The 19,755-nt window shown below is 31.7% G+C and carries 18 protein-coding genes; 2 read left to right on the plus strand and 16 right to left on the minus strand.

The genetic code is table 11. The features are described 5' to 3' along the window. The 10 genes from L1S49_RS00850 to L1S49_RS00895 form a co-directional block, all read right to left on the minus strand. Positions 1–882, minus strand: coding sequence for a carbohydrate ABC transporter permease (locus L1S49_RS00850; RefSeq protein ID WP_238902158.1), 882 nt, complete (start codon positions 880–882; stop codon positions 1–3). Positions 883–897: 15 nt separating this feature from the next. Continuing rightward, positions 898–1,833 carry a sugar ABC transporter permease gene (locus L1S49_RS00855; RefSeq protein ID WP_238902159.1) on the minus strand — a complete coding sequence of 312 codons (936 nt, stop codon included), beginning with the start codon at positions 1,831–1,833 and terminating at the stop codon, positions 898–900. A 91-nt stretch (positions 1,834–1,924) separates the two neighbouring features. Next, on the minus strand, positions 1,925–3,340 hold the full coding sequence (locus tag L1S49_RS00860) for an extracellular solute-binding protein (RefSeq protein WP_238902160.1): 1,416 nt from the start codon (positions 3,338–3,340) through the stop codon (positions 1,925–1,927). A gap of 265 nt (positions 3,341–3,605) precedes the next feature. Beyond that, the gene (locus tag L1S49_RS00865) at positions 3,606–4,187 is read right to left on the minus strand and encodes a DUF2271 domain-containing protein (protein ID WP_238902161.1); all 582 of its coding nucleotides are present in this window, start codon (positions 4,185–4,187) and stop codon (positions 3,606–3,608) included. Positions 4,188–4,411: 224 nt separating this feature from the next. After that, positions 4,412–5,341: an ATP-binding cassette domain-containing protein gene (locus L1S49_RS00870; RefSeq protein WP_238902162.1), complete on the minus strand. Its 930-nt coding sequence runs from the start codon at positions 5,339–5,341 to the stop codon at positions 4,412–4,414. Then, positions 5,331–6,410 (minus strand): ABC transporter ATP-binding protein, encoded by a 1,080-nt coding sequence (locus L1S49_RS00875; protein ID WP_238902163.1) that lies wholly within the window; start codon positions 6,408–6,410, stop codon positions 5,331–5,333. Before L1S49_RS00875 ends, L1S49_RS00870 begins: the two co-directional genes overlap by 11 nt. A gap of 13 nt (positions 6,411–6,423) precedes the next feature. After that, entirely contained in the window at positions 6,424–7,470 is a 1,047-nt protein-coding gene (gene opp3C / locus L1S49_RS00880; protein ID WP_238902164.1) for an oligopeptide ABC transporter permease, read from the minus strand. After that, positions 7,463–8,404, minus strand: coding sequence for an ABC transporter permease (locus tag L1S49_RS00885; protein WP_238902165.1), 942 nt, complete (start codon positions 8,402–8,404; stop codon positions 7,463–7,465). The genes opp3C and L1S49_RS00885 overlap by 8 nt, the downstream gene beginning before the upstream one ends. 120 nt (positions 8,405–8,524) lie before the next feature. Then, on the minus strand, positions 8,525–10,162 hold the full coding sequence (locus tag L1S49_RS00890; protein WP_073019291.1) for a peptide ABC transporter substrate-binding protein: 1,638 nt from the start codon (positions 10,160–10,162) through the stop codon (positions 8,525–8,527). A gap of 450 nt (positions 10,163–10,612) precedes the next feature. After that, positions 10,613–11,371: a hypothetical protein gene (locus L1S49_RS00895; RefSeq protein WP_238902166.1), complete on the minus strand. Its 759-nt coding sequence runs from the start codon at positions 11,369–11,371 to the stop codon at positions 10,613–10,615. A 110-nt stretch (positions 11,372–11,481) separates the two neighbouring features. On the opposite strand from L1S49_RS00895, the gene L1S49_RS00900 reads away from it, so the two are divergent. Next, complete coding sequence (locus L1S49_RS00900; RefSeq protein ID WP_238902167.1) at positions 11,482–12,072, plus strand: TetR/AcrR family transcriptional regulator; 591 nt, start codon at positions 11,482–11,484, stop codon at positions 12,070–12,072. 80 nt (positions 12,073–12,152) lie between these two features. Here the strand turns inward: L1S49_RS00900 and L1S49_RS00905 are convergent, their stop codons facing one another. The 4 genes from L1S49_RS00905 to L1S49_RS00920 form a co-directional block, all read right to left on the minus strand. Next, a complete protein-coding gene (locus L1S49_RS00905) occupies positions 12,153–13,025 on the minus strand; it encodes a PhzF family phenazine biosynthesis isomerase (RefSeq protein ID WP_238902168.1) in 873 nt (290 codons plus the stop codon). Positions 13,026–13,160: 135 nt separating this feature from the next. Next, positions 13,161–13,988, minus strand: coding sequence for an exodeoxyribonuclease III (locus tag L1S49_RS00910; RefSeq protein WP_238902169.1), 828 nt, complete (start codon positions 13,986–13,988; stop codon positions 13,161–13,163). A 263-nt stretch (positions 13,989–14,251) separates the two neighbouring features. Then, a complete protein-coding gene (locus L1S49_RS00915; RefSeq protein WP_238902170.1) occupies positions 14,252–14,851 on the minus strand; it encodes a DUF2271 domain-containing protein in 600 nt (199 codons plus the stop codon). A 163-nt stretch (positions 14,852–15,014) separates the two neighbouring features. Next, positions 15,015–16,961 (minus strand): alpha-L-arabinofuranosidase C-terminal domain-containing protein, encoded by a 1,947-nt coding sequence (locus L1S49_RS00920; RefSeq protein ID WP_238902171.1) that lies wholly within the window; start codon positions 16,959–16,961, stop codon positions 15,015–15,017. 193 nt (positions 16,962–17,154) lie between these two features. Here L1S49_RS00920 and L1S49_RS00925 point away from each other — a divergent pair, with 193 nt between their 5' ends. After that, positions 17,155–17,940: an AraC family transcriptional regulator gene (locus tag L1S49_RS00925; RefSeq protein WP_238902172.1), complete on the plus strand. Its 786-nt coding sequence runs from the start codon at positions 17,155–17,157 to the stop codon at positions 17,938–17,940. 24 nt (positions 17,941–17,964) lie between these two features. Here L1S49_RS00925 and L1S49_RS00930 read toward each other — a convergent pair whose 3' ends face one another. Next, positions 17,965–18,843, minus strand: coding sequence for a HAMP domain-containing sensor histidine kinase (locus tag L1S49_RS00930; protein WP_238902307.1), 879 nt, complete (start codon positions 18,841–18,843; stop codon positions 17,965–17,967). A 203-nt stretch (positions 18,844–19,046) separates the two neighbouring features. Then, positions 19,047–19,721, minus strand: a complete 675-nt coding sequence (locus tag L1S49_RS00935; RefSeq protein ID WP_238902173.1) for a response regulator transcription factor — start codon at positions 19,719–19,721, stop codon at positions 19,047–19,049. Positions 19,722–19,755 lie beyond the last annotated feature (34 nt).

Here is a 19,755-nt window from a genome sequence, read left to right on the forward strand (position 1 = left end):
CTACTCCTTTACTGCACCTGCTGTGGCACCATCTGTAATTTGTTTTTGGAATATTGTAAATAGAATAATTGGTGGAATAATCGAAAAGGCTACTGCTCTTAACATATCTACTGCATTAACTTTATTAGAGGAGTGATATGCAAATAACTTAACCATGATTGTCTCTTTTTGAGTACCATTAAGTACTAGATAAGGTAATAAGAAATCTGACCAAGCTGCAGTAACTGTAAAAATAACAACAACCATTACTATAGGTCTAGATAAAGGTAATATTACTCTTAAAAATATTTGAAGTTCTCCACATCCATCTAATTTAGCTGCTTCTATTAACTCTTTAGGCAACCCTTCAAAAAAGTTTTTAAACAGTATTACATAAAATGCATTAGCTCCAAATACCAACCATAGAGGTAGAAAAGATCCATTTAAACCAACTTTGTTAATATTAACAAATAATGCTACTATGCTTGTTGTAGCTGGAATTAATAAACTCCACATAACTAATCCTAATATTATTTTGTGCCCTTTAGGCTTGATTATAGCTAACACATAAGCTAAAAGACCATTAAAGGTTACTGAACACAAGGTTCCCCCAATTACTACTATAGTTGAATTTATATAATATCTAACAAATTTTAAGTTATTCCAAGTATCAACATACTTTTGAAAATTAAAAGTTGAAGGTAATATAGTCGCATCTTTTCTAAATTCACTAATATCCTTAAAGCTAGCTAAAAACACCCATACAGAAGGAAATAAGCATACTATAAGTATTAATAAACACAGTATAAAAATTGTTATAGAAAGTATTTTTGTTTTTAATGATTTTATATCATAATAACGAATTGCTCCATCTGATTTTTCTTTATACTTATTAAAAAACATCTTATAACTCTCCTCCTACCCTTCTTTATTTGAGGTTAACTTAAAGTAAAGTACACTTAATACCGCAAGTATTATACATACAATAACTGATAAAGCTGCCGCTACTGGGAAATTATAATCCTTAAATGCAAAATTATATACTAATTGCATAATTGAAATACTAGCATTATTAGGACCCCCATTAGTCATAACCATTGGCTCATATAAAATTTGAAAGACTGCTATTATTTGAAGAATGAACATTGTCTTACCAAGTGAAAACAACTTCGGTAATGTTATATATCTTATTCTTTGTAGTACTGAAGCTCCATCTATGGTTGCAGCTTCATATAGTTCAGGATTAATACTGCTTATACCAGCTAAATAGATTAAGGCTGTAGCTCCTGCACTTTTCCACGTCATACTCATAACAATAAGAGGAATTGTCCAACCGGGATTAGTTAACCATAGCTGAGAATCTACTCCTATTTTTCCAAGCAAAATATTTAAAGTTCCTGTTCCACCAGGTTTAAATAAAAATCCCCACATTATCACTGTGGCAAGCCCTGGCATTATATTAGGAAAATAAATTCCTACTCTAAATAATCCTTTGAAGTGAATAGTCTCACTTATAAGAATAGCCGCTAATATAGGTGCAAAAAAACCTATAACCAACGACCAACCAATGTAACTAAAAGTATTTTTAAGTGCTGCCCAAAAATCAGGATGAGCAAATACGGTAAAGTAATTATCTAATCCTACAAATTTAACCAGTCTAATTCCATTTGCTTGATATAGTGAAAGTTTAATATTTTCTAATAAAGGCTCCCATATGAAAAAAGAAAATAAAATAAGTGTTGGCAACATAATAGCCCACCCTATTAAATCTTTTCTTTTTAAAACCTTTTTCTTCTTTACTGTAATTTCTGGAGTTGCACAGATTTGTAAATCATTCGTCTCAACTTTTCGCATTCTTCCCACTCCCTAAGATTTTTAAGAATCCAAATAGGTTGTCTTATAAAGAAAACCTATTTGGATAACTAGACATATAAAATAACTATTTTTATTTATTTACTTTTTCATCTAAAATCTTTTGGTAATTAACATTAGCTTGTTTCATTAAAGCAGTAACATCAGCATTTTTGTCAGTGATAACTGCTTGTATAACTTTTGTAAGTTCTGAGTATAAATCTTGAGCTGATCCTGGTTCTTCTACGCGAAGGTTTCCTTGCTTGTCTATAGCATCAAAATATGAAGCATATAATTTATCATCAACATTTTTGTTATCTTTTAATACTTTTGCTTCAGCATCAAGTACTTCCTTATTAACCCAAGCAGGGAATCTCTTAATTACAGGAATTCCTGTTTCTACTTTTCTCTTAGCATCAGCTTCCATACCTGCTATTGAATCTTCTGTTGCAACTGGTGCCTTACCCATAAGCTCAAGATAATCTAAAGCCGCATTGATTTCAGCTTCAGTAGCATCCTTTGAGAACATATATGGAGTTCCACCAGATAATGAATATTGAGCTCCATTAGGTCCTGCTGGCATAGCAAATATAGCTAAATCTTCTGCAGGAAGTCCATTATTTTCAGTAGGTTGCTCAACAGCATCATTTGCAGCTATATACATAGCAGCAGCTCCAGTTCCTAAGTTAGAGAAACCTGTTCCCCAGTCTTCATTTGTAGGATCTGCAGTTAAAACATCATATTTCCATTTCAAATCTTTAACATAGTTCATTGCTTCTATAGCTTCTTTACTATCAACGTGAGATTTATATTTACCATCAGCTTCTTGTGTAGTTAAAGTAGCTCCAAATGCCCAAGCTATATTAGAAAAATGCCAACCACCAGCTGCATCTTTAGCTAAAAGACATAGTCCAGCACTACCAGTCTTTTGTTTAATAGTTTGAGCTGTTTTAGCTAATTCATCCCATGTTTTAGGAATTATTGGACGTCCATCTGCATCAACTAGTCCGGCGTCTTTAAATAATTTAACATTAGCCATAACCCCTAATGCATATCCATCACGTGGAATACCATATATTCTTCCATTTCCATCTGATAAAAGTTTCTTAATTGATGGATTTATTGCTTCATCCCATCCACGCTTTTTCAATATATCTGTTATATCAGCAACATATCCACCCTTAATAAGTTTTTGAGGTTCAGTATACCATGTTTCAAATATGGTTGGTAAGTTTCCAGCTTCAGCCATAGGTACAAATGTCTCTGTAGTGTATTTGTAGTATGATGGAACAACTTCAACATCCTTATCTTTATCTTCTAATTTAGCCTTGTAACCTTCATGTAATGTAATTTCACTTGTCATTGTAGCTTCAGGCCATATTCCAAGTTTTAATTTAACCTTTCTGTCTGAAGTGTTTGCAGTATTGCCAGTTTGTCCACACCCCGATAATACTGACATTGCTAGTACTGTAGTAAGCACTATGCTAGAGAGTTTTTTAAATCTGTTCATAAACTTTCCCCTTCCTCATCTTTCTTATATGTTGATTGATTTAACGTTAAACTAAATATTTTGAAACATTTTCTTTAAGATTAATGATAGTAAGTTGTTAAGATTTAACGTTAAACTAATGATATCATTTACATTTTTTATTGTCAATATTATTTATAGAAATATTTACAAGTTTTATTTGCATAAAAAAACATTATATAAAAAAGAACCCTATATGCTACACATCTTCATATAAGATCCTTTTACTTACTTCTATATTTTTATATTATGGATTATATTTTGCTACAACCTCACCTATCATATCACTTTCTTTTGCTTCATTTCCTACATATTGAGGTTCTGCTTTTACAGTTGCTTCTTCTCCACCTATTTCTATCTTTCCACTATAAATTATTCTGCTAGTTAAACTTGTGGTTCCTTCCACAACAAATTTATAGCTTCCTTTTGGTATTTCTGCGCCATCTTTATCCTTAAGATCCCATATATAAACCATATCTCCTGACTTAGGTGTTGCTTCTGTAACTGCATCAATTTCCTTTGTCTTCTTTTTAGAGATGTTTGATTTTTTAACCCATGTAGGAATTGCATTTTCCTGAACCTTATATCCTTTTGTTGCTGTATATTTAGTTACGGATAAGGTTTTTATGTATTCTCCAGAATCACTTTCTATCCATACAGCAAATTGGTTGTTTGAGCTTCCACTTTGTCTTACATATGGAAATGATATTTCTAAAGTATTTGGAGTATTTCTTTCTAGTTTTTTTGAAGATTCTTTATTACCACATGCAACAAAAACAAGTGACATACAAATTATAAGCTGCACTGTTAATATTTTTCTAAAGGTCATACTTATTCCCCCTTATGTTTTAATTAATCACCTTAATATATTAAACCTAAATCTAGATATATATACTTTCAATTCTTATATATCTATTCCTAAAGAGCGTTTTACTAATAATCCAATTATAAAAGAAACTACTGCTACTGACAAACTAATTGAACTCATATCAAAAAAGTTTTTGTTGGTTTGTGCAAAAAAATCCCCCAGAAAGATAATCTGGAGGATTTTCACTATTTAGTTGACCAAGTTTTATATTCTTCATCTGTAGCTAATACATAATGACTTCCACTTACATGTTTTTGTTTTCCTTGTTCGTAACTTATTCCACTTGTTTTGTAATCATAGCTTTCTGATATTCTTGTTCTCTCAACAATAGGGTTTGGATGTGGTATTGCTGACAGTAGTGATTTTGTATAAGGATGAATTGGGTTTGTGAAAATTTCATCCTTTGTTCCTGTTTCTAGAAGATATCCTAAATGAAGAACCCCTATTCTATCTGATATATATTTTACCATGGATAAATCGTGGGCTATAAATAAGATAGCTGTATTTGTTTCCTCTTGTATATCTTTCATTAGATTTACTACCTGAGCTTGTATAGACACATCTAATGCACTTATAGCTTCATCTGCTATTATAAGTTTTGGGTTCATTATAAGAGCTCTTGCTATCCCTATACGTTGTCTTTGTCCTCCTGAAAATTGGTGAGGATATCTATTTGCATGCTCTTTTGATAGGCCTACTTTTTCTAATATTTTATAAACTTTTTCTTCTCTCTCTTCTTTGGTTTTATAAAGTTTATGAACGTCTAAGCCTTGAGCTATTATATCTAATACCTTTTTACGTGGATTTAAAGATGCCATTGGATCTTGGAATATCATCTGCATATTGATTCTTAAATGCTTTTTTTCCTTTTCAGATAATTTTCCTGATATATCAACCCCATCAAAGTTTATCTTCCCTGATGTTGGGTCATATAGACGAATTATTGAACGTCCTATGGTTGATTTTCCGCTTCCAGATTCCCCAACTAATCCATAGGTTTCCCCTGGAAATATTTCAAAATCTACTCCATTAACAGCTTTTACTGTGTATTTTCTGCTTATCTTAAAATGCTGCTTAAGTTCTTTTACTTCTAATAAAGGCTTTTTATTTTCCATCTAGTTTCGCCTCCCTTAACATTCTGTCTATTCTTGCTTTAAGTTCAGAAGGCATTTCAACCTTTGGTGCTTTTTCATGTAAAAGCCATGTTGAAGCATAGTGGGTGTCTGATATTTTAAACATTGGAGGTTCTAATCTGTTATCAATGTTTAATGCATAGATATTTCTTGGTGCAAAAGCATCTCCTTTTACTTCTTCAGCTAAATTAGGAGGGGTTCCTGGTATTGTATATAACTTATCATCTTTTGTGTCTAAGTCAGGCATAGCTGATAACAAGCCCCAAGTGTATGGGTGTCTTGGATCATAGAATATTTCATCTATCTTTCCTTTTTCAACTATTTTTCCTGCATACATTACAGCAACATAGTCTGCAACTTTTGCTACAACTCCTAGGTCATGAGTTATATAAATAACTGATATATTCATCTTCTTTTGAATATCTTTTATAAGTTCTATTATCTTTGCTTGAATAGTAACATCTAATGCTGTTGTAGGTTCATCGCAGATTAATAAATCTGGGTTACATGCAAGAGCTATGGCTATAACTACTCTTTGCCTCATTCCTCCTGATAATTGGTGAGGATAGTTTTTCAAACGTTTTTCTGCATCAACTATTCCAACAAGTTCTAGAAGTTCTATGGCTCTTTTTTTCGCTTCTTCTTTAGGGGTTTTATAATGCCATATCATACCTTCCATAATCTGAGCACCTATTGTCATAGTCGGATTTAAAGAAGTCATTGGATCTTGGAACACCATAGCTATACGAGTTCCATTTATTGTTGTTCTCATTTCTTTTTTTGAAAGTTTTAGTATATCTACATTAACTTTGTCTTTATCTTTATAATAAGAGAAGTTAATTTCTCCTGATTCTACTTGCCCATTACTGCTGAGTATACCCATAGCAGCCTTCATAGTTACAGATTTTCCGCTACCACTTTCCCCTACTATTGCTAAGGTTTCACCTTTATAAAGGTCTAATTCAACACCACGAATAGCACTAACTTTTCCTGAGGATGTTTTAAAGGATATTGACAAGTCTCTAATTGATAATATTTTTTCTTTTTCCATTTCTTCATCCTCCTTATGATTCTTTCATTTTAGGGTCAAATGCATCACGTATACCATCTGCAAGCATATTAAAGCTAAGCATTAATATAGCTAGTACTATAACTGGAGGCATTATCATATATGGATGGGTTGTAAAAGACTTAAACGAATCACTTATTAATGATCCAAGGGAAGCCATTGGAGGTGGTACTCCTAAACCAATAAAGGCCAAAAATGCCTCTGTAAATATTGCATTTGGTATTGAGAACATTGTGTTTGTAATTATTGCTCCTAAAATATTAGGTAGTATTTCTTTAAATATAATAAAGAAGTCTTTTGCTCCTAAGGTTCTTGAGGCAAGTACAAATTCCTGCTCTTTAAGTTTTAACATCTGGGCTCTTGCAATTCTACTCATACCTATCCACCCAGTTATCATAAGTGAGAAGGTGATTGTAGCAAGTCCCGGCTTTAATACAATAATTAAAAGAGTAACTATAACTAAGTTTGGTATACCGTTTAATATTTCTGCAAAACGTTGCATAGCATTATCAACGGCACCTCCAAAATATCCTGATATAAGTCCATAGCTTAATCCAAATAACATATCTATTAAAACTGCTATTAAAGCTATATATAATGAAATTCTGGTTCCCATCCAAGTTCTAGTAAATATATCTCTTCCTAGAACATCTGAACCAAACCAATAGTAAACATCTTTAAGTTCATTATTTTCTAAATATTTATTTGTTTCTACCTGTCCACCAGATGTATTCATGGTTTCACTACCATCAAAAACACCTAAACTCTCAAGTCCTGGAACTCTAGGCGCTAAATTTTGCTGTGAAATTATCTGTGACTCATATGTATGCCCATTAAGACTTACTCCGATTACAGCCATTAATGTTATTAGTATTATAAAAACTAATCCTATTACTGCTCCCTTATTTTTAACAAAGCGATTTAATACATCTTTAAAGTAAGGCTGACTAGCATAACTCTTATCGATATGAGATATATTTTCTTCCCCAACTAATTCAAAATCATTAGGTAGAAATTCTAGATTTTCATTTAGTTTACTCATGACCGTCCTCCTTTGCTAATCTTATTCTTGGATCTATAACTCCATATAAAATATCTACAATAAGCATAATTCCAATATACATAGCGCTATAGATAAAGGCTAAAGCAACTACTACGTTATAATCATTTGCTTGTATTGCAGTAACTAATAAACTTCCTATACCTGGTATTGAAAAGATTTTTTCTATAACCAAGCTTCCTGTCATTAATCCTACAACTAAAGGCGCAAGTACAGTTACTATTGGAATAAGTGCATTTCTAAGCTGGTGTCTAAATATTAATGCTATCCCATTTACACCTTTACTTTCTGCAAGTAACATATAGTCAGTTCCAAGCACTTCTAGCATTTCTGTTCTAGTAAATCTAGCTATTGTAGCTATGGTAAACATACATAGGGCTATAGTTGGTAATACCGCTGATTTAAATGGTGAATCTGCTGAATAAAGCAGCGGGAATATTGTCCATTTATATCCTAATGAATATGATAAAGCAAGGGCAAATACATAAGAAGGTAAACTAACACCTAAAACTGAAATTACAGTAGTTAATGTGTCCCATATTGTATTGTGCTTTAAAGCAGCTATTATACCTAAAACCAATCCTATTAATGCTCCAAGCAAAACAGCCTGTCCTCCAAGTCTAAGAGATATAGGCAAACGCATTGAAAGCAATTGAGATATTGGTGTATTTTTCGAAATTGTGTAGGAAACTCCAAAGTCTCCTGTGAGCATATTTTTCACATAATTAAAAAATCTTATAAATACCGGTTGATCTAATCCATATTTTGCATTTAATAAAGCCACTTGATCTACAGTTAATTTTTCATCATTAAATGGTGAACCAGGCATAAGTTCTAACATTAAAAATAATATTAATAAAATTGCTAATAAAGTGAGTAATGAAACTACTATTCTTTTGAGCAAGTATTTTTTCACGTTGAATTCCTCCTTCTCGGAATACTTAAGTAGCTAATCTGTCTGCTAAAGCTTCTTTTAAGCAATATTACAGTGGTTATAAAATAACCACTGTAATATCTTATTAATGAACATAACTTACTATTTCTTATCGACATTCTTGAAGATTCTATTGATACCAACAGAATGGAATTCAATACCTGATACGCCATCTTTAATCATAACAGCATTACCCTTTTGGTAAACAGGGAAAATAACTGCTTGATCCATTACTATCTTTTCTGCTTTCTTTAATTCTTCCCATCTCTTATCAAGATCTAAAGCAAGATCTCCGTCTTGAGCAGATTTTATTATTTTATCGTAATCTGTGTTTGACCAGAAACCATAGTTGTTAGGGCTTCCTGTAGTCCACATATCTAAGTATGTCATTGGATCTGCATAGTCTGGTCCCCAACGAGTTAATCCAAGTTCAAATGTTCCTTCTTGCATTCTCTCAACTCTGTTCTTCTTAGGCATTACTTCTAACTTAACAGTAACTCCTGGAAGATTTGTTTGTATTTCTGATTGAATGAATTGAGCTACATTTTGAGCTGATTCAGTATCTTCAACTACCATCTTATATTCAAATTTATCTTTACCTAATTCTTGTTTAGCTTTGTTATAGAATTCTACAGCTTTAGCTTTATCAGTTTTTAGATAAGTGCTTGCTGTTTCACGATAGTCTTTTCCATCTGGACCTGTTGCAAGTAAGCTTGGTACTGCAAAGTCTGCTACTATAGAACCATCTTTTAATATGTTATCAACAACAGCTTTTTTATCATAAGATAATGCAAGAGCTTTACGAAGATTTTCATTTTCTAATCCAGCAACCTTTTGGTTAGGAGAAATATACCATAGGTATCCTGCCATAATGTTGTGGAATTCTTTATCAGCTTTAAATTGTTCTACTTGTTCTCCAGCAAGTGTTGCAACATCTAAATCTCCATTTTGATATGCAAGCATAGTTTGTTGAGCTTCTTTGATTACTTGATATTGTATACCAGCTAATTTAACCTTGCTAGCATCCCAATAATCTTCATTTTTCTTTAATTCTATTGTTGTTGCAGCTGGTTCATAAGCAGTAATTTTGTATGGACCATTGCTTAAAATAGTATCTGGTGATGTAGCGAATTTATCTCCGCTCTTTTTAAAGAATTCTTCATTAACTGGTAAAAATGAAGGGAATGACAATAATGATTCGAAGAATGGAACTGGATGTGATAATTCTACTACTAGAGTTTTATCATCCTTAGCTGTTACTCCTAATTCATCTAACCCTTTTTTACCTGTTGAAATATCATCAGCATTTTTGATTCCTGCTATACCAGCTATAAATGCATATTCACTAGCTGTTTTAGGATCAACTAGACGCTTCCAAGCAAAAACGAAATCCTTTGCAGTAACTGCAGTTCCGTTAGTCCATTTAGCATCCTTTAATGTGAAAGTATATTTTAACCCATCTTCACTTTTATCAACCTTATCAGCCATTGCCAAAATAGGTGATCCAGCTTCGTCTACAGAATATAATCCTTCTGTAACTGCGGCCATTACTTCAAAAGAAGTACCATCTGTTGCGATTTGTGGGTCCATTGATGCAACTTCAACATCAAGATGTACCTTTAATGTTTTTCCTGATCCTGCTGCGTCTGGTGTGCTTGTACTTTTTCCACCACAAGCTATTAAACTAACTGATATTGTTAGTGTAGCTACCAGAGACAATATCTTTTTAATATTTTTCATTGTATCCCCCCTAAAACTTCTTAAAAAAAAAGATAGAACCTGCCTGTCATTGCAAAACTCCATCGTCTTATTTATTATTATATATTCAATTTTCTCCTTGTCAATAAGTGTATCTATTAACCTATTGTTCATTTTTATAATATTTTTATATAAATTTTATAATTTTCTTAACGATTTGCAAATTGGGGGTTTATTAGTTATAGTATTTTTGTGGAAATTTTAAATTTATTTACTTAAAATTTCCTAATCACTAAATTTATCAAAATAATAAATTTTATCAAAATAATAAAAATGCAGTTATAACATCATATTTTTAATAAACGTTATAACTGCATATTGCTATATTATTTATAATATACATTTTTGAATATTAATATGTTAAAAGTTAATTTTCAGCATTTCTGTAAATAAATCAATCTTTTATATCAATTGTTTCTCTACATAAGATGTCTAATCAGTAATTTTTTGATACGCGTTTTGTAAGTTATCGTTTATTACTATTGCTTCACCATTACTTTCTAATTTAGACTCTTCTTCTAATATTTTTGCTTCATACTTCCATCCTTCTGGTAGTTCCAGTACATCACCTAGATTTTCTAAATCATCAATTTTTAAGTTTTTATCTATATTTTGAGAATATGATTGCATTCTATATCTTTCTCCCTTAGGCGATATTAACTCATATACCATATTTCCCTTAAAGTAAGTATACACAGTATCTCTTTTAACTGTGTTCTCAGTATATGATGACTCACCTAAACCTTTTTCAAATATAGTTTTTTCTAGAGTTGCTCTTTGTGTCATTTGTATTCCACCAAAATCGGCTACTTTTCCATTTTTCGTATTCCCTTTTGCATCTATTGTATTAACTACCCAATTCCTTGGTCCATTAAGTAATACCTTCATAGCACCATATTCCTTAGCTAACTTTTCGGCATCAATTTTTTCCCATAATTCTTGTGGCAATTCATTTGAATCAATTGAATTATATACCTCAATATATAACTTTGCTCCTTTTCTATAAACAGGTATAATTTCTCCATACCTTAAGTTTCTCCAATCCTTTGGATGCTCAACAAATTGAGTTTTTTCTACTGCGGGGATATGTTTTGCAAGTTCATCAGTATTACCTCCAAATAGGTATAATACAACTCCAATTAGAACCGTAACTATTGTAGCTAATATTATAATAGTTTTCTTCTTAATCATTTTAAAACTTCTCCCTTCTTTTTTAAGATACATTTGTTTCATAAAAAATTATATGATATACTTTTGTCCATGTAAATATAGTTGATTTTTATGAAACAGGAGTGGATAAAATGTATCATATCAAGAATGACAAGCGTTCAATACAAACCTCAAAATTTATATATAATGCTCTAAGTTCGTTATTAGAAGAAAAGAAGTATGAAGATATTAAAATTACTGAAATTATAGAAAGATCTCAAGTTAGTCGTGCAACTTTTTATAGAAACTATGATTCTTTAGATGATATATTACGTTATGAACTAGATCAGAAATTTATTAAATTAAGTGAATATCTATATGCTAACTATAAATCTAATAAAAATACTAACAAAGTACATCCATTATCTTTACTAAAACCTTTTTTAAGATTTTGGTATTTAGACTCTCTAATACTAGAACAACTTTTAGAAACTAATAAAAAAGAAATAATAATTGATAATATTTTAAGGACAACTAAGAACTTACTAGAGAAATCAAATATAGAATATAAAGAGAACATATTTTATGACTATATGTTAAATATTAGATCTAATATTATTTTCAGTGTCTTAGAAACATGGGTCTTAAATGACAAAAACCTTTCACCAGATGAACTTTACAAATTAACAATAGATCACTTAAATGAATCATTAACTGCTCGAATCAATGTTAATATGGATTAAAACAAACGTAAATTCTTTACATACAATGACAAAAGAGATCTTATTGTAGCAGAAACAAAACGCTTGGTTAATGAATTAATCTATATCTCAATAGTCATTTCATTTACATACACAGCACTCCCAGAAATTTCAACCTTAATATTATCCTCCTCTTTTATATGGACTAACACCTTTCCATCCCTGCCTATTTCTTGCCCTTGTTCCACAATCAACTCTGCTTCACTAACATTTGGATTTATATACTTTAAATAATAAGCTCCCATTACTCCAGATGCTGTACCTGTAACAGGGTCTTCTATGGTTCCAGAATACGGAGATGAAAAATGCCTAGCATGCATATGGCTTTCTTTATAAATTGTCTCTAAACAAAAAGGATGTATTGATGCATTAGGTTTTTGTTTAAGTATTTTAGGAAATAGACTATTATTAGGCTTCATACAAGAAAATGCTTTAAGACCTACTACAGGTACTAATAGAGTCCATATTCCTGTACTTCCATATACTATAGGAAGAGTTTCATCTATATCTTTGACTTGTATACCTACTGCATCTGCCAAAGATTCCTTGGATCCAGTATATACCTCAAATTTTGGCGGGCTTTGAGTCATCCTTATATTTGAATTCTCTATTTTTATAGGAAGAACTCCTGCTTTAGTATCAATAGTCAACAATTCAGTATCTTTAAGCAATCCTTTTTCTTTCATACAAAATAAAGTAGCAACGGTTGCATGCCCACAGAGATTCATTTCGCTTCCTGGCGTAAAATATCTAATTTCTAAGTCCGCTTTTTGTGATTTTATAACAAATGCTGTTTCATTAAATCCCACCTTATACGCAACTTCCTGCATTTCTTCTTCTGTGAGATTCCCTTGACTTATAACTACGCCAGCTGGATTTCCTTTACCTGGCTCCTTACAAAAAGCATCATAATGATATACTATTACTTTTTTCATAAATTCTACTCCCCCATCTACACTGATAAACTGTCCTAAATAAATGATGATTCATCAGTAGAAAATAAAACCGGATCTTCCAGGAGTAATGTCCTCTCCCGAAAAATCCAGTTAATGCTTGCAATTCTTTATATACTACAAATCAATTTCAAGTAATATTGGTCCATGGTCTTGTCTTGTACCTGAATCAACCATTTCAGATTTTATAACCTTATCCGCAATACTATTACTAACTATCCAATAGTCAATTCTCCATCCAGAATTGTTAATTTTACTAGTTTTAGCTCTCTGAGCCCACCAAGTATAAACATCTTTTATTTCTCCGTGAATATAACGGAAAGTATCTGTAAACCCTTTTGATAAAAGATTTGTGAAACCTTGACGTTCCTCATCAGTAAATCCAGGTGAATTACGATTGCTATTAGGATGAGCCAAGTCTATTTCCTTATGAGCTACGTTGAAATCACCTGTTGCAATAACATATTTATCTTTATCTAGGCTTGCTAGATATTCTGCATATTTTATATCCCAAATCTGACGTTCTTCCAAACGATTGAGTCCATCCCCTGCATTAGGAGTGTAAACTTGAGTTAAGAAAAAGTCATCAAACTCTAGAGTAATTATTCTTCCCTCATAGTCCATGGTACTTGGTGCACCAATTGCTGGATAGGTAACAACTGGTTCTAAATTCTCCTTATATAAAAACATTGTCCCAGCATAACCCTTACGTGCTGGCTCAACTGAACTGTTCCAAACAACTTTATAATCAGGAAACATCTCCTGCAAAATTTCTAAATGTTTTTTAGAAGGGCCATTACTTGGTAACTTTGTTTCCTGTAAAGCAACTACATCTGGATTATGTTCTATAAACGAATTTAATACATTTTTAGATAACAAAGCTCGTTCTGAGGCACTTGTTAGTGCTGCATTTAATGAATCAATATTCCATGAAATAAATTTCATTACTTATCCTCCTTTATTGACAGATCTATCTCATAAATTCTATGAATTTATCAACAAACTAACTGTAAGTTTTGCCTAAGTTATTGTAGAATCTTATAAATTATTGTATCATAATGTATTTACCAAATAAACATAAAGAAAAAACCATTAAATGTAATATATGCATTCGATGGTTTAAATCCTATTTTTTCATAATAATCTTGAATTGTATAACATTGGTTCCAAAATACGTAGATTAAAAATGCCTACTTCTCCATTCTATACTATTTATTATATACTGCTTTTACTTCTCCTATCATATCGCTTTCTTTTGCCTCTTCTGTAGAATACTCAACCTTCGCCTCAGAAGATGAATCAATTCCTCCAACTTCAATCTTTCCACTATAAAGTACACGGCTTTCCCACTTTACAGTGCCTTCAACATAATAATTATATACACCCTTTGGCACTTCATTTCCATCTTTATCTTTACAATCCCAAACATATACTAGATAAGCTGACTTCTTAGGAGTAGACCCCGTAACAGTATCAATCTCCCGTGTACTTCCATCACTTATATTAGATTTTTCTACCCATGTAGGAATAGCATCTTTTCTTTTCTCATATCCTTTAGTTGCCGTAAATTTTGTAACAAAAATAGTCTTTATATATTCTCCTGATTCATTTTCTATCCAAACCGCAAATTGATTAGTTGCATACCCTTTCTGTTTTACATAGGGAAAGGAGATTTCTAATGTCTTAGAAATGCTGTCTTCTCCTTGTTTTATTGTAGGAACTGAAGATGAATTATTATTACTACAAGCTGAAAAAATAATATTTATAACTATTAAAAATAATAAAGTAATCCCTTTTAAAGCTTTCATATCTTCCTCCTTTAATAAATTAATTAATTTATATTTTAACATATATTTTAACATATATTTTCCAACACATTTATTAAGATTATTTTACATTTAAAGAACATAAATAAAAAAGACTTTGAAATTTAATTCAAAATCCTTTTTAACTAACTAAGTTTAATGCTTTTTATACATCCTTACAATACATCTTAATCACATAAAATGACCTTGGATTTACTTCATAACTCATGTTGTTTTTTACTTTAATATCATATTTTTTAGGAGCTACATTAAATGGTTCATATATAGAATTAACATCTTTTTTTTGCCCTTCCATAATATACATTTCTCCATCTTCAGCTAATGAGAATTTAGTTTCTAACTCAACATGAACAGCATGTTCCAAGGTATTAACAAGCTTTACTATTATATATTGTTTTTCCTTATCATAAGAAACAGTAAATGGTATCTCTTCCACATCATTTATTATTTCTGGAAGATTTGTTCCCATAAGTGTGCTATACATCTTTTGAACATAGTAGCTTGGACTTCCGTAAGAATCCTCCCCATTAAAAAATACCATGTCATGTGACCATTGCATATATCCAAGCCTTGCAAAAAGTGGTGCATAAGAAGCAAGTACAACAACATCCGCATTTCTTTCTATTCCTGTAAGAAATGCGGCTTCTGACAAAGCTGCTTCCCAATCATTAAAGTCAGGTCTATTCATTTCAAAACCATAATGAGCAGCATATTCACCTGCAAAAACTTTAATATCTCTTGGATACTTATCATAAAAATGTACATTATCACAAAGCCACTTTGGTTCTACATAATAGTGTTCATCAACTGCATATACATAACTAGGATTATCATTTACTCTATCATTATAATAACTCCATGCATCACTATATTTTTTAGAACTGATATCAGGTCCAGCAGAACCAATCAGTTTTATATATGGATACTTTTCATGGATTGCTCTTTCGAATATTTCATATCTTTTGAAAAAGTCTATATTCTCTGTTTCCCATTGCTCATTACCGATACCTATCATATCAAGCCCAAATGGTTCACTGTGACCCATTTGTTCTCTTATCCTTCCCCATCTCGAATCTACAGGTCCGTTTGCAAATTCTATTAAATCAATAGCATCCTGTACAAATTCCTTAAATTCAGGATCATCAATTTCAACTTTTTCAGAAGACATAAATTGACACGCAAGTCCTACATTTATAACGGGGATAGGCTTAGCTTTAAGATATTCACATAAAAGAAAATACTCATAGTATCCAATTCCTAAGCTCTGATTATAATGACTGTATTCGCTTGTGTAATTATTTTCTTCTGTACTTCCATGAACAGCCCAACGATTCCAGTTTGCTTTCCTCTCTTCTACCTTTCCTATACTTCTTTTCCATTGATAACGGCTATCTAGAGTATTGCCTTCTACGATACATCCTCCTGGAAATCTTAAAAATCCTGGTTTCATATCTTTTAGCATCTCAGCTAAATCTTTTCTAAAAAGATCCAAAACAGCATCAGAAGATACCATTGATATAAAATCAAAGCAAACTTTTCCTGGCTTACTCAGTTTCACAATAAATTCCCCATATGAAATATCTTCATTAGAGATTAAATCTGCTTGATATCTAACCCATTCAGAGCTTACAGATTCTGTCACAACCACATTGGCTCTTATTTTCTCGTCCTTTACTACAAAAACCTCAATTCCACCCATATAATCTTCTGTTCTTGCATAAAAAGAAATATGATATGTCAAATCTTTTTTCATACAGATTCCATCATAAGCTTTATTAGTAAAACCCATCTGGTTTTCAGATGCTCTAAACTCCAAGTAATGTGGATTTATATTATTTTGTGGTTTAGTTGATTGTATATTTAGTTCAGCACCATTTGCATCTTTTGGATAAGAGCCCCAACCATAAAGCCCATCAAATATTATCTCATAATTATCTTTAAATCCCCTAGACTCCACAAATTCAAAAGATCTATTTTCAATCATTTCTGCATACAACCCACCATCTAAGCCATAATTTATGTCTTCAAAGAAAAGACCTATCATTCCTTTATTAATATCTTTACCTAACTTATCTGTTATTTCAATTCTCATAAACATCACCCTTCAAAATAATTAATAAATTTTAATTTTTTCCACTCATTTATGTAATCAGTATACGTTGTCATATATTAAATATCAATTAAGTATCATGCGCTTGTACTAACATATTGTGCAAATTTTATATTGACAATATGTTAGTACAAAAATACAATAAATGTATCAAATTTTTAGGGATGGAATATATATGCATATAATAAATATAGGCTACAATCATAGCCACGATGCTGATTTCAATATAAGTAGACCCAATGGTTCTGGAAACTATCTATTGCTCCTTCTAAAAACTCCTGCCATATTCACATTAAATGGCTATGAAATTATAACAAGACCTGATTCCTTCATACTATACAGAGAGGATACCCCTCAGTTCTATCGCTCACTTGGTTCTCAATTTCAAAATGATTGGTTTCACTTTAAAATAGATCCAGAAGAAAAAGATTTATTTAACAACCTTGGGATTCCTCAAGATGAAGTAGTACACATTGGTAATTTAAATGAACTTTCAATAATAATAAATAACTTATGTTATGAAACCTATTCATCAAACTGTTACAAATACAATACTATCGAATTATATCTAAAACTATTCTTTTTAAAGCTAAGCAACAAAATACATAACTCAAATAATGAAATTATAAACACCCATTACAATAAACTATCTATTATACGGACAAAAATATATAATCAGCCATATATTAATTGGAATATTACTGAACTGTCCCATGAACTAAATATGAGTAGGTCTAGTTTTCAGCACTTGTATAAAAAATTATTTGGAATAAGTGCAATTACAGATGTAATTCTAAGCAGAATTGAGCATGCCAAATACTTACTCTCCTCAACTGATATTCCAATCAAAAAGATATCAGAAATGTGTGGATATAATAATGATATTCACTTTATGCGTCAATTTAAAAAGGTAACGGAAATGACTCCTACTAAGTATAGAGAAAAAAAGAATAAGATTTAATTAATCTTATTCTTTGTACCAAAACTATAACACCATATTATCTATCTTAGCATCTAAGCCTAGCGGCAATTTCACAATAAAAACACTACCTTTCCCAAGCTCACTTTGTACTTCAATTCTTCCTTCACATAATTCTATAATTTTCTTAACTAACGTCAAACCTAATCCATTTCCAGCTACTGAGTGAGATGTGTCTCCTTGGAAAAACTTATCAAATATATGACTTATAGTTTCATCACTCATTCCACATCCGTTATCTTCAAGCCGAAATATTACCTTTTGTCCACTCCTCCATAGGCCTACTTTTATTACTCCATTAGTGTTCGTGAACTTAATGGCATTTTCAAGAAGATTAACCCAAATCTGATGGATTAAATTTTTTTCGCCAAGTATTTTAATTCCATCTTCGAGTCTAATGTCAACATGAATGTTTTTATAGCTCCACTTTGGTTCTAACATTACAATTGCAATTCTAATTTGTTCATCTAAACAATAGATAGTTTTTCCCCTAATAATCTCTGTACTTTCTATTTTTGAAAGGTTAAGAACGTTAGTTGAAAGATGAACAAGGCGCTCTGATTCTTGCACTATTATATTCAGGTATTCCTGCTTTTCCTCCTCACTAATATCATCTGCCTGTAATAGTTTTGCGAATCCACTAATTGAAGTAATTGGAGTTTTGAACTCATGGGAAAAGTTTCTTACAAAGTCACTACGCAGAGTTTCTATACCTTTTAACTCATGTACCATCTTATTGAAACTCCCAGCAAGTGCATCCAATTCAAATACAAAACTGCCCTTTACCATGACCGAGAAATTACCCTGAGATACCTTTTCAGTGGCTTTCATCATGTCTCTAATTGGTTTAACAGAGCGCAGACTTAATACTGTTGCTATTACCACGCCCAAAAAAATACTGATATATGCCATTATAGAGATTGCTCGACTTGGACTTGCAGTACCTTCTAAATCCATGATTCCTAATTTAATTAGCAAATAAGCTATCAATCCAGCCGATAAAATAGACAGTAACATAACTAGAAAAACCAAGATCACCAAGGAAACAACAAGACTAATCTTCTTTGTGAATCTATTTTTTATTTGTTTCATACTCGCCTCTCAATTTTATATCCCAAGCCGCGTACAGTAACAATTTCAAAATCTTGGTTATCTCTAAATTTATCCCTCAATCTATTTATATGAACATTCAAAGTATGCTCGTCTGTTTCAGTTTCCAATCCCCAAAATTCATCCATTAGTTGATTGCGCGTGAAGATCATATTGGGATAACTCATGAGCTTAAAAAGAAGTTGAAATTCTTTCTTTGGCAAAGCAAGTTGTTTACTTTTCCATGAAACAGTAAGCGTATTGTAATCTGCTGTGGTTTCCCCCATGACAACTCTGTGTTCACTGGCAATTTGTGCTCTACGTAAAAGCGCCTTTACTCGGAATAGCATTTCTTGTTCATCAAAAGGTTTCGTCATATAATCATCAGTTCCGGCAAGAAAACCCTTATGCTTATCTTTAGTCTCCTGGTTAGCTGTTACCATCAGTATTGGAATGTTCTCTCCCACACTTCTTAATTGCCCGCAAAATTTATATCCATCCATACGAGGCATCATCAGATCCAAAATAATCAAATCAAATCGCTTTGTTTCCATCCTATCAAGGGCCTCAAGTCCGTCTTTTGCAGTATATGCGTTATATCCGCCACGCTTTAGAACTGCGCACATTAGTTTTTGTGTATTTATATCATCTTCGACAATTAAAATATCAAACACTATAGTTCACCTCCATTATAAGTATTATATCACC

It is taken from the genome of Clostridium sp. YIM B02506, from assembly GCF_022324845.1.
In the GTDB taxonomy this organism is placed as follows: Bacteria; Bacillota; Clostridia; order Clostridiales; family Clostridiaceae; genus Clostridium_T; species Clostridium_T intestinale.